This is a genomic window from Exiguobacterium sp. SH0S7, assembly GCF_004337195.1.
GTDB lineage: Bacteria > Bacillota > Bacilli > Exiguobacteriales > Exiguobacteriaceae > Exiguobacterium > Exiguobacterium aurantiacum_A.
In genome coordinates this window covers 104,036-118,948 of the sequence record NZ_SJVA01000006.1, presented here as the reverse complement: position 1 = coordinate 118,948, position 14,913 = coordinate 104,036, and the positions used below count along the sequence as shown (strand labels likewise).

The following is a 14,913-nucleotide window of genomic DNA, read 5'->3' as shown; positions in this document are numbered from 1 at the left end:
CTCTTTTTTTGGAGGTAATTGTGATGGATTATGATTTTAAGCAACATCCTGTCGACACGATCGCCCTCGTCACCGCAACGGAACGTCTGACGTGGGGCGAATTGATCGATGAGAGCTCGCGCTTGGCACACTTTTTAGGCCGGACCGTTCCGGACGCTCGTCACATCGGACTGTATGCGTCAAATAGTAAAGACTATGTCGTCGCAGTCCACGCCGTCCATTCGCTCGGAAAAGTACTCGTCCCATTGAATACACGACTGACCACAAGCGAACTCGCAATGCAACTCGACAAGGCCCACATCGACATCTTACTCGTCGATCAGGAAATCGACCTCAACGTCCCTCAAATCGACGTGAGCGTACGCGATCAAGAGCCATTGCGCCGACATCATCGCTGGGGGCGTGACGAGGTCATGTCGCTCATGTTTACGTCCGGCACGACCGGACACGCCAAAGCGGTGCAACAGACGTACGGAAATCATCGCGCGAGCGCCGAGGCCGCAAAAAAACATCTCGGATACGAGCCGACCGACCGCATGCTCGTCGTCACACCGCTGTTCCACATGAGCGGACTCGCTCAAGTGTACCGCTGCGCCTTGTTCGGCTCGACATTATACGTCGAACCGAAGTTTGACGTCTTGCGTACGATCCAATTGATCGCGTCTGAACGGATCACCCATCTTTCCCTCGTCGCCATCATGCTCGGGCGACTGCTCGACGCAGGATTGACAAGTCACCATCTCCGCGTCATCCTCGTCGGAGGCGGACCGGTGCCACGGACGTTGCTCGAAGAAGCAGACCGCCGCCACTTGCCGATCGCTCAGACGTACGGGATGACGGAGACGTGCTCTCAAGTCGCGACGCTATTACCGTCTGAAGCACTGGACCACATCGGTTCAAGCGGTCAAGCGATCGCACCGACCCGCATCCGTATCAGTCGCGATGGTGAGATTGAAGTCAATGGCCCGACCGTCACGCCCGGCTATTATAACGAATCGGAAGCGAACGCTTGGACCGAGGACAGGTACTGGCGAACCGGCGACCTCGGAACGATCCAAGACGGCTATTTATATGTTTTGGATCGCCGGAGCGACTTGATCATCTCGGGCGGAGAAAACATCTATCCCGCGGAGATTGAGAGCGTCCTGTTGCGATGCCCCGGTATCGAGGACGCAGGTGTCACCGGGAAGGCTGACCCGACATGGGGCGCCGTCCCGATTGCATATATCGTCGGGACGTACGACCCTCACGAACTTACGCAAATTTTAAACGACCACCTCGCTAAGTATAAGCATCCGAAGGCGTTGATCGCGGTCACTCAGCTCCCACGAAACGCCAACGGAAAATTGATGAGACACCGCTTAAAGGAGACCGATTATGATTCAACGAGCTGACCTTTACATCGTCCCACTTACGTTCAAACACCCGCTCGTGACAGCCCATGCCGTCTTGACGACGAGACGGACGGTCATCCTCCGTCTCGAAACGACCGATGGAGCAGTCGGATACGGTGAAGGTGTCGCTTTTGAGACGCCGTGGTATACGTCGGAGACGGTTCGCTCGACCGTCGACACGTCTGAACTGATCTATCGATTGCTGAACGGACAGACGGTCAGCGCGACCACATTTTCAGACCACGTCCGTTCGATCATCGGACATCCGATGGCAAAAGCGATGTGGGAGAGTGCACTCTGGGAAATCGAGGCCGCCCGTGCTGGCATGACGCTAAAACAACTTTTGCAAGCCGGAGATCACGTCGCTTGTGGGCGGACGATTGGGATCGGCCTGCTCACCGAAACGTTGAACGCGATCGAACAAGCGCTCGATTCCGGGTTCGAACGGATCAAGTTGAAAGCATCGCCCCATGAGCTATTGACGGCGCTCGCAGAAGTACGAACTTTTTTCCCGGACGCTCCGCTCATGATCGACTTGAACGGCAGTGCACACGAGCAGCCGCTCGACTGGTTCGAACAACTCGACGCCCATCGTCTCTTGATGATCGAGCAGCCTTATCCAAGCGACTGCTGGGGCGACTCGGCCGACCTGCAATCAAAACTCAAGACGCCCATCTGTCTTGACGAGTCCATCACGTCACGGCAAGACGTCGAGACGATGAATCGGCTTCAGGCCGGACGCATCGTCAACATCAAACCTGCCCGCGTCGGGGGATTGACCGAGGCGCTCGCAATCCGTGACAGCGGTACTCCGTATTGGGTCGGCGGTATGTACGAATCATCGATCGGCCGTTATCATACGCTCTTATTCGCCTCGTTAACGGGTGCCGCCTATCCGGCCGACATGGCCGGAACGAGCGCCTATTTCGAGACTGACTTGCTCGATACGCAGCTCGACGTCGAAAACGGTCAGCTCTCGATCCCTGACGTCGTCACTCCGGATTGGAAAAAGATTCATCAGTTAAGCGAACAAATCATCCAGTTAACGTAAACAAGGATACAGACCGCGGTCTGTATCCTTGTTTGATTACATTATTCTTCTCGGAACGTGCCAGTCAACACTTCATAGCCGTCCTCGGTCACGATGACCGTGTGTTCAAACTGCGAGACGGGGCTGTCGTTCGGTGTGAACAACGCCCAGCCATCCTCTTCTGACTGGTAGACGATCTCGTCTTTCGTCGAGACGAACGTCTCGACCGCGATGACTTGACCGACTTTCAAGATGTCATTCTCTTCCCGGCTATAGTAGTTCGAGATCGTCTCCGGTTCGCCGTGGAGCGTGCGGCCGAGTCCATGACCTGCCAAGTTTCGAATGACAGTGAAGCCATTTTTGCGGACATCCGCGTAAATCGCTTTTCCGATCTGGTTCACTTTCGTACCGGCCTTCACTTTGCTGAGACCTGCTTCGAGCGACGTGAGCGAGACCTCGACTAAGCGAACATGTTCTGGCGATTTCGGTGTACCGGCAATCACCGTCCGTCCCGTGTCTGCATAATAGCCATCTTTCACGGCAGACACATCGACATTGACGATGTCCCCGTCTTTAATGACTTCTTTACCTGGAATTCCGTGGGCAGCCACTTCATTGATGGAGATACACGTATAGCCCGGAAACTCATACATCGTAATCGGCGCCGAGGCCGCTCCCTCTTCTTCAAGAATACGTTGCCCGATCGCATCGAGCTCTTTCGTCGTCATTCCTGGCGTGACGGCCTGAGCCATCTCATCCCTTGCCCGGGCGACAATTCTTCCAATCTCACGCAACGCATCATAATCGTAATCAAACATCATAATCCCTCTCAATCTAATAATCGGTTTTGGTATAAGTATTCTTCTGATAGATCGGCGAACAAAAACATGCCGTCCGGCAACGGATAACTGAACGTCCGCGTCACTTCGTTAGAGCTGAAGTCGCGATAGTCTTCCGACAAATAGCCCCGTCCGCGAACGCTCATCGCCGCCATCGTTCTGATAAAGTATGGTCGAAAACTCCAGTTATAGCCCCGGTACGTGTTGTCGACTTTCCAAACATGTTGCTCTTGGTAGACGTTCGCACTCGTCTGGAAGCCAGTTTGGTCGGTCAAGTAGTAGCGAACGAGCATCCCTTCTAATTTAGGGGCGATATGGAGCAGCCATTCATCCTTCTTATCCCGTGACCATTTCCCGGTTTGGACGAGCTCCGCGACTTTTCCGTGAAGTTCGAATTCCAGCTCATACAACCGCTTCAATCGCTCTTGGTCGTGCAGGAAGAACGCTGGAACTTCTTGCGTCAGCACACTCATTCCTTTTGCTTCACGCGGCGGGAAATCCTCTTGACGACCTAACAAGCCACCCATGTAGTAACTTCCACCGTGCTGCCAAGCGTAACGCAACTGACCGAGATGATCGATTGACTTATAAAGCAGCGGGGCCCCGAGTTTCGAAGCGATGTATTCCATCGTCTGGAGCATTTGGGGGTAAGTCACCGACAACGTCTTCTTCTCGACCATCGTTGCTAAATCGACAAGCAACAACTCCGGTGCAATCGTCATGATGTCCTCGATACTCGTCGACTCCGCAAAGTCGAGCGCGACTCTCACACCAGAAGATCGATAATATTGAACGACGCGGGACAGACGAGACACATCAACGAGCTCGGTCCCTTGAAGTGTCACAAATATCCGGTGGAGCGGGAAGTTCAATTCCCGTAACGGTGCTAAAAATGCTTCGCCCCCTTCTTCAAGGATCCATTCCGACCGGCAGCGGAACGTGACGAACTGCTTTTCGTCACGCAACGCTTCGGCGGCCAATCGTTCCATCCGTTTGGCGATGTCGAGTTGATACTCGACCGGTACGTCGTCATCGTAAAAGAACGGGGTGAGCGACTCGCCCCTGAAATGGCCGTGTACCATGTACCCTTCCACTTGAAACGTGGCCGCCCCGAAGATCGGTTCATATGTCACTTCGACTTCATTTGGATTCATCATCACATCCACTGCGTCCAATTGGATCACCTCATCCTCATTTTTGAAACAAGAAAACGAGCCGGTTTCAGCTCGCTCGTGTATGCACATACATATAGGCACCGAAACAAGCAATAAAATACACGATACTCATCACACCGTATCCGATTCCCATCTTCCCGCCGACGCCGATGGCCATGACTAACCAAATCATCGCGCCAAACAAAAGTGTGGCGACCGGAATATATCGGAAATTCGGACGTGCTGTCCGCATAACAATCGGCTTCAATGCTAGGACGCACGCCAATAATATGACGAGACCTAAACCTAGTTCTACCATCCGTTGACACCTCATCCTTCAATCTCTACTCGTTCAGTGTAGCATGAGACAAATAAAAAAACCGCAAATCCACTTAAGGAAATGCGGTTTTCGTTTTATCGATTAGTCACGCGGACGACGTGGGCCACGGTCTTCTGATGAGCGACGACGATCGTCGGTCCCACCAGTGCGTTTTCCACGGTATCCACCGCCACCGCTACGTTCGCCTGAGCGTCCGCCACGGTCTCCGCCGCCAGTGCGACGGTCTCCGCCACCACTGCGTGCGCCACCACGGTATCCACCGCGGTCGTTGCGTCCACCTTGACGTTTCACACGAACTGGTTCTGCGTAAGAGATTTCAACAGGTGTTGAATCTGGCTCTTTCGTCAAACCACGAAGTGCTGCTGCGAGAAGCTCGACTGCTTCGTACTCTTCAAGGAGCTCAGTCGCAAGTTGCGTGTAAGCTTTGAAATCGCCCGCTTGAACGCGTTCGATCAAATCTTCAGCTGATTGCTTTTGGTTTCCTTCGAGTACTTCTGCGATCGTCGGTACGTGACGACGGTTCATTTTCTTGTTCGTCACACGCTCGATTGACTTCACTTGACCGAATTCACGTGGCGTGATGAACGTAAGGGCAGTACCTGTTTTACCAGCACGGCCTGTACGTCCGATACGGTGCACGTAGCTTTCCGGATCTTGTGGGACGTCAAAGTTGTAAACGTGTGTGACACCTGTGATATCAAGTCCACGCGCCGCTACATCTGTTGCGACCAAGATGTCGATCGTGCCGTTTTTGAAACGACGGATGACTTGGTCACGTTTTGATTGCGTCAAGTCACCGTGAAGGCCATCAGCCGTGTAACCACGTTTGATGAGTGCTTCTGTAACTTCGTCAACACGTTTCTTCGTACGAGCGAAGATGATGCTGAGTTCTGGTGAGTCGATGTCGATCAAACGGCAAAGCGTATCGAATTTTTGGTTTTCACGCAATTCGAGGAACTGTTGGTTGATGTTTTCAACTGTCATTTCCTTCGCTTTTACTTTGATGATCGTTGGCGACTTCATGAAGCGCTCAGCAATCTTCTTGATTTGTGGTGGCATTGTCGCTGAGAAGAGAAGCGTTTGACGTTCAGCCGGAAGGCCTTTCAAAATCATCTCGATATCTTCAACGAAGCCCATGTTGAGCATTTCATCCGCCTCATCCAAGATCACTGTTTGGATCTCATCGAGTTTGATCGTCTTACGTTTCATGTGGTCCATGAGACGTCCAGGTGTCGCAACGACGATTTGCGGGTTCTTTTTCAAGCCGCGGATTTGACGGTCGATTTGTTGACCACCATATACAGGAAGTGCGTATACACGCTTCGCTTCCCCGATTTTGTTCAATTCTTCTGCAACTTGAATCGCAAGTTCACGTGTCGGTGCAAGAACAAGTGCTTGGACTTGACGCGCCTTTGTGTCGATTCGCTCAATTGTCGGAATACCGAAAGCTGCTGTTTTCCCTGTACCTGTTTGTGCTTGACCTAATACGTCCACTCCTGTGAGTGCGATTGGAATTGTTTCAGCTTGGATCGGTGTCGCTTCCTCGAAGCCCATTTTGAGTACACCTTTTACTAATGCATCACTTAACTGTAAATCTTGAAATTTTGTCAAATTATATTCTCCTTTGTTCATGCAAAAAACGTCTGAGGTTGGTTCTGCAGACGTTCTTTAAATGTTTCCTCGTAGTCAACTCTTATTACTATACCGCATTTGTTTCTAAAATGAAAGAAATACATTCTAAAACTTTTTTCGGCCACCTGTACATGAGTAATCTTATTTCAATTTATACCCGTTGTCGAGTTTTTCAACTTGCTTTTCTTTCAAGAGCTTCCCGAGCGCCCGTTTGAAGGCCGCCTTGCTCATGCCAAACTCACGGTCGATCACGTCCGGGGCTGTCTTGTCGCCGTAAGGCATTTCACCGCCGCGTTCTTCGATGTAAGAACGAATGCTTTCTGCATCCGGGTCGATTGCTTCGTACGCCCGTGGTTTCATCGACACAAGAACGGTGCCGTCTTGTTTCACTTGCGTCACACGTACTGCTAACTGTTCGCCGAGACGCGGCCATCGCGTCATCTCTGCTTCATGTAAGAAACCGAGTGATTCGTTCTCGACCCAGACGTTGACACCGACATCGCGTTTATTGACGACGATCGCTTGAACGTCTTGATTGCCCCACTCTTCTTTGGCGGGACGGGCGAGCAAGTTCAAATACGCATAATGAGCCGGTTCTCCGAGCAGACGGCCTTTTTGATCGTACTTGAGACGGACGCATAGCTTATCGCCTTCTTTTGGCCAATATGTCCGGTTTTCAGGAAGGTCGTCGAGCGAGACGAGCACGTCCTTTTGAATGCCGATGTTGACGAAGACGCCCGTATTGTAGCGAACGCCTGTCACCTCGAACCATTCATATTCATCAAACGATACGTTCGGAATCGTCATCGTCGAAGCGAGACGGCCTTCCGAGTCATGATATAGGAAGACACGCACCGTTTGACCGACTGTGACTTCTTCTGTTTGTTCTTTCCGATGAAGTAATACCTCTTCACGGCCGTTCCCAATAAATACGCCAAAATCGGCTGAACGTTCCGCAACTAGATCGACTACATCTCCTGCACGTAATACCATTCTATACACATCCTTTTTCATCTTATTACTGTCAGTATACCTACCTACACACGTTCTTAATCATATCACGTTCCTTTTCCTGCTTCAGGTCAATTGTGTCCAATTTGTGAACAGGACAATGAACCACCCAACCGTCAAGCTTCTAAATCGACCGAGTATCAGACGGAATTTTGTGACAATTTTGTGAACAATGTTTTTCCATCTAGTATCCACTTTTTGAAAACGTTATTATTAAAGGAGTGTTGTTTATAAATCAGGTTTCAGCAATGTCCGAACGGGGGAAATAAAATGTTTGATGTTCAATCTCGCTCATTTGCGAAACGCTTCATGAAGGGCCTTTTGATTGCATTCTTCGCTCTTCTAGCTTCGCTGAGTTTCATATTCTCAAACGGTGTCGATACGAACGTGTCGTCTTCCGTCACGATGGTTCAAGAGTAAGCGCCCTCTCGCTCGTCAGAAGGCGTTTTTTTGTTTTGTTCGACAAAAAAAGGAATTTTTTGCTCACTTGTCGAACGAGAAATACGTTCGGTTTTTTCAATTGAATCATCTGGGAAGGGAGAGTCACTCATGCTATTTTATTTTCTCACCACGATTCTTTCAGTCGTCGGTTTGTCCGTCTCGCTCCAAACCGGTTTTTTCAAAGATCCGATCGGCACATTCTTGTTCGCGGCACTGCTCGCCATGGGTCTATCTTCATTTAAACAGCTTATCGCACAAATGAACGTGCTCCTGAAAGAAAGGCGCAATCAAAAGCGCATCGATCGCATCGTCGCTCGCATGCACTCCAGTTCACGCAAACGCTCTACATAACGCTCGTGTTCCCACTCCACTTTTGGTATTCTATTCTAGATAGAAGAGCACAACGGACTTGGACCGTAGGAGGCACAAACACGAATGAATGAAATCCCTTTATCGAACGAATGGCTGTTACGCTATTCACCCGTCATGGAGCTGTGGCTGAAAGAAGACGGCATTTTGCTCGTCGATGACGACAATCGAATCCGCCTCACCTTAGAAATTGGCAGTGATCACGTGATGCAGTTTAAGAGCATCGAGCAAGACGGTGCCTACTTTGTCGTTGACCCGGTGAATAAACGAATTACGTTCGAACTCGAGGAAGAAGAAGAGGAAACCGATTCTCGCTTCTGGGAATAAAGATTCATGTCTAAGAGTCAGATTCTCTGTGTGAGAAGAAGACTCTTTCTTGCTGTTTGGCTCTATTTTGAAAAGGAGATTGATACTATGTTACGCACCGCCATTTGGTTTTTCTCGTTCTTCGCCGTCTTGCCCGTCTTGCTTCCGTTTTATCCGAAAGCAAAACGACTCGACGTACCGGCACGATACGATTACGTTCAAAAAATCGCCTACAACTGGGCCGGCTTCTTATTGAAAGTGGCCGGAGCCCGAGTCCGTGTGCACGGACAAGAACATATTCCGAACGAACCGGTCGTCTACGTCGCCAACCACCAAGGAAACTTCGACATCCCGATCATGATCACGGCGACAAAGCACCCGAAAGCGTTCATCTCAAAAATCGAAGTCAAAAAAATTCCGATGATCGCGGGTTGGATGGAATTGATGGGTTGCATCTTTATCGATCGCAGTGACCGCCGCCAATCCGTCAAAGCGATCCGTGCCGGTGTCGAGACGATCCAATCCGGACAGTCCATCATCATCTTCCCGGAAGGCACTCGTTCAAAAGGTGGGCCGATGAAAGAGTTTAAAGCCGGCAGCCTGACGCTCGCTACGTCGAGCGGAGCAAAAATCGTTCCGGTGGCGATCAACGGCAGCCATCACCTGCTCGAAATGAAAAATCGGATTAGACCGGGTATCGTCGATGTGACGTTTTTACCGGCCATCGACCCGGCCGACGTCTCGAATAAAGAATTGACAGCGAAAGTAGAAGCGATGATTCGCCAAGTCGTTGAAGGAGGTTCCAAATGAGTTTATTAACAATCGAAGGCATCCGTAAAGAGTTCGCCGACAAAGTCTTGTTTGACGACGTCACGATGACGATTCATCCCGGTAACCGGATTGGCGTCATCGGCGTCAACGGTTCTGGGAAATCGACGTTCTTAAAAATCATTGCCGGCGTCGAAACAGCCGACAAAGGCACGATGCAACATCCGAACGACTATCGGATTCGTTATTTGACGCAAACCGTTGATTTCGCTCCCGGTCAGACAATTTTAGACGCCTTGTTCACAAGCAACACCCCATCCGTCATGGCGTTAAAACAATACGAGCTCGCTCGCCAAGCACTCGAGGCGAACCCATCGAGCGAGCAATGGCTCGAACGTTTCATGAAAGCACAGCAAGCGGTCGATGCCGCTGACGCTTGGGAAACGGAAGCGAAGCTGAAGTCGATCTTGAATCGGCTTGGGTTACCTGACGTGTCGGCCGAGATCAGTTCCCTCTCCGGGGGCCAACAAAAACGGGTCGCGCTCGCTGCGGCCTTGCTCGACGAAGCCGACTTGCTCTTACTCGACGAGCCGACGAACGAACTCGACGCCGATACGATCGCTTGGCTCGAGACGGTTCTCGCGGACTACCGAGGCGCGATCTTGCTCATCACCCACGACCGTTATTTCTTGAACCGGGTGACGAACCATATTCTCGAGATTGCCGACGGCACGTCTTACTTTTATGACGGGAACTATGAACTGTTCCTCGAGAAACGGGCCGAACGCAAAGCCCGCTCTCAGTCGATGGAACAAAAGCGGCAAAACATCTTGCGACGCGAGCTCGCTTGGCTACGCCGCGGTGCCAAAGCTCGGACGACGAAACAGAGAGCCCGGATTCAACGTGTCGAGGGCTTAAAGCAGCAAGAGGCACTCGCCGAAGACGATGCGCTCGACGTATCGGTCGGTTCACGCCGGCTCGGAAAAAAAGTCATCGAAGTCGAACAGTTATCGTTCCAGTATGCGGACACGCCGCTCATTCACGATTTCAGCTGGCTGTTCGGACGCCGAGAACGATACGGCATCGTTGGACCGAACGGGAGCGGCAAGACGACGCTCATGAACTTGCTCGCCGGTCGCATCGAACCGACGTCAGGCACGGTCGTCCACGGTGAGACGGTTCACATCGGTTACTACGGTCAACAAGTCGAATTTGACGATACGACGCGACGGGTCATCAACGAGATCGAACGGATCGCCCAAGTCATCTACACACCGGACGGCGAGACGATCACCGCCGGTCAAATGCTCGAGCGTTTCTTGTTCACACCGGACGCCCAATATAAACCGATCAGTAAACTGTCCGGTGGCGAGAAGCGTCGTCTTGTGTTGCTGCGGATTTTGATGGATGAGCCGAATGTCTTGTTCTTAGATGAGCCGACGAACGATCTCGATACGGAAACGTTGTCGGTTTTAGAGGACTACTTAGAGTCGTTCCCAGGAACCGTCATCGCCGTCAGTCACGACCGTTACTTCCTTGACCGTATCGCCGAGCAACTGATCGCCTTCGAAGAGGGGACGATCAACGTCTACCACGCCGAATATAGCGACTATCTGGCCGAGCTTCAAGACGAGGCACGGCAGCTTAAAAAAGAACCGAAAGACAAGAAAGAACGCGCCAAAGCCGACGTCGTCAAGTTCACTTTTAAAGAACAAAAAGAGTGGGAGACGATCGAGGAAGAGATCGCTACAACCGAACAGAAAATCGAAGCCGCAGAAGCGCGACTCGCCGATGCCGGTAGCGATCTCGGGAAAGTGAACGATCTTTACGATGAAATCAGTACCCTCAAGCAAACACTCGAAGAAAAAATGGAGCGCTGGGAGTACTTGTCTGAAATCGATGAACAAATTCAGGCTCAGAAAAAATAAAAAAAAGACGGATCACAATTTAACATTGTGGTCCGTCTTTTTTCGCTATGTAGCCGTATACGTACACGTCGTATGTTTGATTGCCTTGGCGCATATAGTGGCGCAGCGTTCCTTCACGAATGAAACCGTTGCGTTCTAACAGTTGCTGCGAAGGGATATTTTCAGGATAGACGATAGCCCCGACTCGCTCGATATCTGCGGAACACGCAGCAAACGTCAATGCCGCCTGCAATGCCTCTGTCGCGTAGCCGTTCCGCCAATAACGCGGATGGATCTCATAACCGATTTCGGCACGTCGATGGCGCGGGGCGCGATTGTGGAATCCGATCGTCCCCATCAACTCGGGGTGACCTTTCCTCATAATGCCCCAGCGCATGATCGATCCGTCGGCAATCCCTTCTAGCATCCCGAATAGCATTTGTTCCGTCTGCTCAAGCGATTGATGCGGCTCCATCCCATAATGGCGCAACACGTCGACGTTTGAAAAAATCGTGTGTAACTGCTCCGCATCGGTCGATTGTAACTGCCGTAACTGCAGTCGTTCCGTTTCAATCGTTGGAATCATCCCGTTCCCCCCCGTCCGAGTGATTATTTGTCCACTAAATTATGTTGAAACGCATAGACGACCGCTTGCGTCCGGTCATAGACGTCAAGCTTCGTCAAAATGTTCGAGACGTGCGTCTTCACCGTCTTCAACGAAATGTATAATTCATCGGCGATGACTTGGTTCGCCTTGCCTTCGGCCATCAGTTGCAAAATCTCGCGTTCCCGTGCCGTCAAACTTTCATGAAGGGTCGTCTCCGGGTGCCGCAGACGTTCGAGCATCTTGCCGGTCACTTGTGCGGCCATGACCGGATTACCGGCTGCCGTCTGACGGATCGCGTCGGCGATTTCATTCGCGTTCGCCGTCTTCAAGACATAACTCATCGCACCGGCCTCGATGACCGGATACACTTTTTCATCGTCCAAAAAGCTCGTCACGACTAAGATTTTCGCATCTTTCCAGCTCGCTTTAATACGCTTCGTCGACTCGACTCCGTCCACAGGTTCCATCACGAGGTCCATCAAGACGACGTCCGGTTTTTCAGCGATGGCGAGCTCCGCTCCGGTCGCCCCGTCCGACGCTTCCCCGACTACTTCAATGTCCGGCTGTGTCGACAGAAATGCCGAGACACCGGCCCGGACCATTTCATGATCATCAATCAATACGACTCGAATCATTCTAACCCCTCCACTTGTTGTTTCACACGCACTTCGATTTGTGTACCGACTCCAGGCACGCTGACGAGACGTAACGTCCCGCCGACTTCGGCCGTTCTCTCTCTTATCGATTGTAAGCCATATGAGGCGACTTGTGTATCCTCGACGTTAAAACCGATCCCGTCGTCATTTATTTTCAAGATGACCGTCTGTTGGACGGTCCGCATTTCGATTTCGAGCCGCTTCGCCTTGGCATGCCTGAGCGTATTGCTGATCGCTTCTTGAACGATACGGAACAACTCATTTTCCGTATGGCGTGACAATTTCACTTCCTCGAGACGCCAGACGAGCTCGGTCGATTGCTTGCGGGACAGTTCTTCTAACAGACGTTCAATCCCCGTCTTCAAGGTCATCCCTTCTAACTCGACGGGACGAAGCTGCAACAAGAGCGAACGCATCTCGGCCTGGGCGGTCTGTGCCATGACTTCGACTTGACCGATCTGTTTAGCGGCGAGTTCCGGTTTCGATTCGATCGTCTGCTTGACCGCTGTCGTCATCATCGAGATCGCATAGAGCTGTTGACTGACCGAGTCGTGCAGCTCACGGGCGACACGACGACGTTCTTCGACGACCGCCTCGCTACGTGCCTCTTCGACACTGACCGGCCGATCGCCGACCCGTTTGGCGACCTCGATCATCTCCGTACGTTGTTTGCTGATGCGGACAATCCGTTCAAGCGTATCGCGGTACGGCGATAACGGCCGGAACGTGATCTCTTTTTGATTCTCGAGCTTCCATAGGGCAATCGCCACTTCACGGAAATCCCGGCGCAAGTAAAAGTAAGACCCAACTCCGAATATGCTGCCGATCAAGACGGCGATGACAACGATAGACACACCGAAAGGCAACCCTTCTTCACGTGTAAATAAATCTCGGAGTGAAGTCGAGTCACCTATTAGAAATGCAATCGTCACGAATAACGCTGTCAGTAGGCTGCTGAATAACTGGTGCCAGACGACCGTCCTTGGGTAAGAATCCTTCTTCATACGGTCATCACCTCGACGCTTCCGCTCATGAGCACGATATGAATCCGGACTTTTCGCGTCGCCGCTTGGTACTCATCAGACGCCGTATAAAAACGGCGGTTGAACACCGGTGAATAGTTCGATTCATCGACTTGGATCTTGCCAAAACCGATTGAGGCATCGATCGAGTAATCGTAACCGGCTGGGATGAGGATACGGATATCCCCGGCGAGTCCGTTCAAGAGCAAGAACGTCTCCCCTTCTGGAATGATGGCGCGCGATAAATCCATCTCGACGTCGCGCAGCAAAAAGAATTCATTCGTGTCTTGCAAGACGTAATGACCCGACTCTTTCGTCCCGAACGAAAACGCCTGTTCTTGACGAATATGCGACCGGAACCGACTCGACTCAAGCGGTCGATTTTTATACAAACGGTACCCGAACATGAGTAACAATCCTGACAAGACGAACCCGAACGCGGCCGAAGAAAAGATGAGTCCGACGAGCATCACGCCGCCAATTCCATAAAAGATATAACTGATCGGCTGATTTCCTTTCCGGCTGAAGCGACGCCCGATATAAAGCAACAAGAGCGGCACAATCATGCTGAAGAGGACGCTGTTCCCACCCGTCACGATGTCGATAAATAGTCCGATGGCAAATAAAATAATCATGAAGCCGATAATTTGGCGTGTGTTCCAACGTTCCACTCTGCTTCCCCCTCCCTAACGATATGTACAATGAAGCAAAGAAGCGATGGCCCGAAAATACTCTGGACCATCGCTGAACTGTTACGTCAGTCTTGTTTAAAGCGACGCTCAAGTTCTTTTAGTTTTGCTTCGAAATCATCTTCGTCCGCCGCGTCGGTTTTTTCTTCGGCCGCAGGTTCTTCCTTCGTTGCGTCTTTCTTCTCTTCTTCTGTGAACGGATGCGACTTCGATGTGTCCGCTCCGAAGATTTGATCGAGCGCACCTTTCAACAAATCAAGGTTCTCACGCATCGCGAACTCGTAACGTTTGTTTTGCATCTCGTCGAGTTTTAGGCGCATCTCGAGGGCACGGCGCTCAAGAGCGTCAAGTTCACGACCGCCTTCGTCGAGCAAGCCTTCGAAGTAGCGATACTGTTCACCGTAATGTTTTGACTCGAGAGCGGCGCGTTCAGCCAGTTTCTCTTCGCCGGCTTGTTTCGCGAGCTCTGTCTGTTCGTAGCGCTTGTCAGCCATCAATTTGGCATCGTCACGCTTCGTCGCGAGTTCGCCGAGCAACGCCTTCTGACGCTCGACGAGACGTTCGACCGACAACGCTTCTTTTTCAGCACCGCGGATATGGCGGTTCAATTCGGCTTCCCCACTCGAGCGTGGCGCCTCTTTTTCTTGATACTTTTTCATTTCTTTTGAAAATTCTTTCGTCAACTCGTTAGCTAAATCACGAAACTGATCAAATGGTGTCTTCATCATAAAATCCTCCTTCTAAAAAC

General features: G+C 51.3%; 16 protein-coding genes. 6 read left to right on the top strand and 10 right to left on the bottom strand.

Going from position 1 to position 14,913, the window contains the following annotated elements:
* The first annotated feature begins 23 nt into the window (after positions 1-23).
* Both menE and menC read left to right on the top strand, forming a co-directional pair.
* Positions 24-1,394 carry an o-succinylbenzoate--CoA ligase gene (gene menE, locus EVJ22_RS10915; RefSeq protein ID WP_071399160.1) on the top strand — a complete coding sequence of 457 codons (1,371 nt, stop codon included), beginning with the start codon at positions 24-26 and terminating at the stop codon, positions 1,392-1,394.
* A complete protein-coding gene (gene menC, locus EVJ22_RS10910; protein WP_071399159.1) occupies positions 1,378-2,445 on the top strand; it encodes an o-succinylbenzoate synthase in 1,068 nt (355 codons plus the stop codon). Before menE ends, menC begins: the two co-directional genes overlap by 17 nt.
* Before the next feature lie 41 nt (positions 2,446-2,486).
* On the opposite strand, the gene map is transcribed toward menC, so the two are convergent.
* From map to EVJ22_RS10885, 5 genes are all read right to left on the bottom strand, one after another.
* Positions 2,487-3,242: a type I methionyl aminopeptidase gene (map, locus tag EVJ22_RS10905; RefSeq protein ID WP_071399158.1), complete on the bottom strand. Its 756-nt coding sequence runs from the start codon at positions 3,240-3,242 to the stop codon at positions 2,487-2,489.
* A gap of 11 nt (positions 3,243-3,253) precedes the next feature.
* Positions 3,254-4,420 (bottom strand): EAL-associated domain-containing protein, encoded by a 1,167-nt coding sequence (locus EVJ22_RS10900; RefSeq protein ID WP_233589688.1) that lies wholly within the window; start codon positions 4,418-4,420, stop codon positions 3,254-3,256.
* Between the two features lie 64 nt (positions 4,421-4,484).
* Positions 4,485-4,736: a hypothetical protein gene (locus tag EVJ22_RS10895; protein WP_071399157.1), complete on the bottom strand. Its 252-nt coding sequence runs from the start codon at positions 4,734-4,736 to the stop codon at positions 4,485-4,487.
* Positions 4,737-4,838: 102 nt separating this feature from the next.
* Positions 4,839-6,368, bottom strand: coding sequence for a degradosome RNA helicase CshA (gene cshA, locus EVJ22_RS10890; protein ID WP_071399156.1), 1,530 nt, complete (start codon positions 6,366-6,368; stop codon positions 4,839-4,841).
* A gap of 162 nt (positions 6,369-6,530) precedes the next feature.
* A complete protein-coding gene (locus tag EVJ22_RS10885) occupies positions 6,531-7,382 on the bottom strand; it encodes a CvfB family protein (protein WP_071399155.1) in 852 nt (283 codons plus the stop codon).
* A 567-nt stretch (positions 7,383-7,949) separates the two neighbouring features.
* On the opposite strand from EVJ22_RS10885, the gene EVJ22_RS10880 reads away from it, so the two are divergent.
* From EVJ22_RS10880 to EVJ22_RS10865, 4 genes are all read left to right on the top strand, one after another.
* Entirely contained in the window at positions 7,950-8,192 is a 243-nt protein-coding gene (locus tag EVJ22_RS10880) for a hypothetical protein (protein WP_070328917.1), read from the top strand.
* Positions 8,193-8,276: 84 nt separating this feature from the next.
* Positions 8,277-8,537 carry a hypothetical protein gene (locus EVJ22_RS10875; RefSeq protein ID WP_016508370.1) on the top strand — a complete coding sequence of 87 codons (261 nt, stop codon included), beginning with the start codon at positions 8,277-8,279 and terminating at the stop codon, positions 8,535-8,537.
* Positions 8,538-8,624: 87 nt separating this feature from the next.
* Positions 8,625-9,326, top strand: a complete 702-nt coding sequence (locus EVJ22_RS10870) for a lysophospholipid acyltransferase family protein (RefSeq protein ID WP_071399154.1) — start codon at positions 8,625-8,627, stop codon at positions 9,324-9,326.
* Positions 9,323-11,212 carry an ABC-F family ATP-binding cassette domain-containing protein gene (locus tag EVJ22_RS10865; RefSeq protein WP_131443916.1) on the top strand — a complete coding sequence of 630 codons (1,890 nt, stop codon included), beginning with the start codon at positions 9,323-9,325 and terminating at the stop codon, positions 11,210-11,212. Before EVJ22_RS10870 ends, EVJ22_RS10865 begins: the two co-directional genes overlap by 4 nt.
* A 19-nt stretch (positions 11,213-11,231) precedes the next feature.
* Here the strand turns inward: EVJ22_RS10865 and EVJ22_RS10860 are convergent, their stop codons facing one another.
* The 5 genes from EVJ22_RS10860 to EVJ22_RS10840 all read right to left on the bottom strand — a co-directional run bounded on the left by EVJ22_RS10860 (position 11,232) and on the right by EVJ22_RS10840 (position 14,890).
* The gene (locus EVJ22_RS10860; RefSeq protein WP_131443915.1) at positions 11,232-11,777 is read right to left on the bottom strand and encodes a GNAT family N-acetyltransferase; all 546 of its coding nucleotides are present in this window, start codon (positions 11,775-11,777) and stop codon (positions 11,232-11,234) included.
* 23 nt (positions 11,778-11,800) lie between these two features.
* Complete coding sequence (locus EVJ22_RS10855) at positions 11,801-12,433, bottom strand: response regulator (protein ID WP_070328913.1); 633 nt, start codon at positions 12,431-12,433, stop codon at positions 11,801-11,803.
* Complete coding sequence (locus EVJ22_RS10850) at positions 12,430-13,458, bottom strand: sensor histidine kinase (protein WP_071399152.1); 1,029 nt, start codon at positions 13,456-13,458, stop codon at positions 12,430-12,432. The genes EVJ22_RS10855 and EVJ22_RS10850 overlap by 4 nt, the downstream gene beginning before the upstream one ends.
* On the bottom strand, positions 13,455-14,147 hold the full coding sequence (liaF, locus tag EVJ22_RS10845; protein ID WP_071399151.1) for a cell wall-active antibiotics response protein LiaF: 693 nt from the start codon (positions 14,145-14,147) through the stop codon (positions 13,455-13,457). The genes EVJ22_RS10850 and liaF overlap by 4 nt, the downstream gene beginning before the upstream one ends.
* A gap of 86 nt (positions 14,148-14,233) precedes the next feature.
* Positions 14,234-14,890, bottom strand: coding sequence for a PspA/IM30 family protein (locus EVJ22_RS10840; protein ID WP_071399150.1), 657 nt, complete (start codon positions 14,888-14,890; stop codon positions 14,234-14,236).
* Between the last annotated feature and the right edge of the window lie 23 nt (positions 14,891-14,913).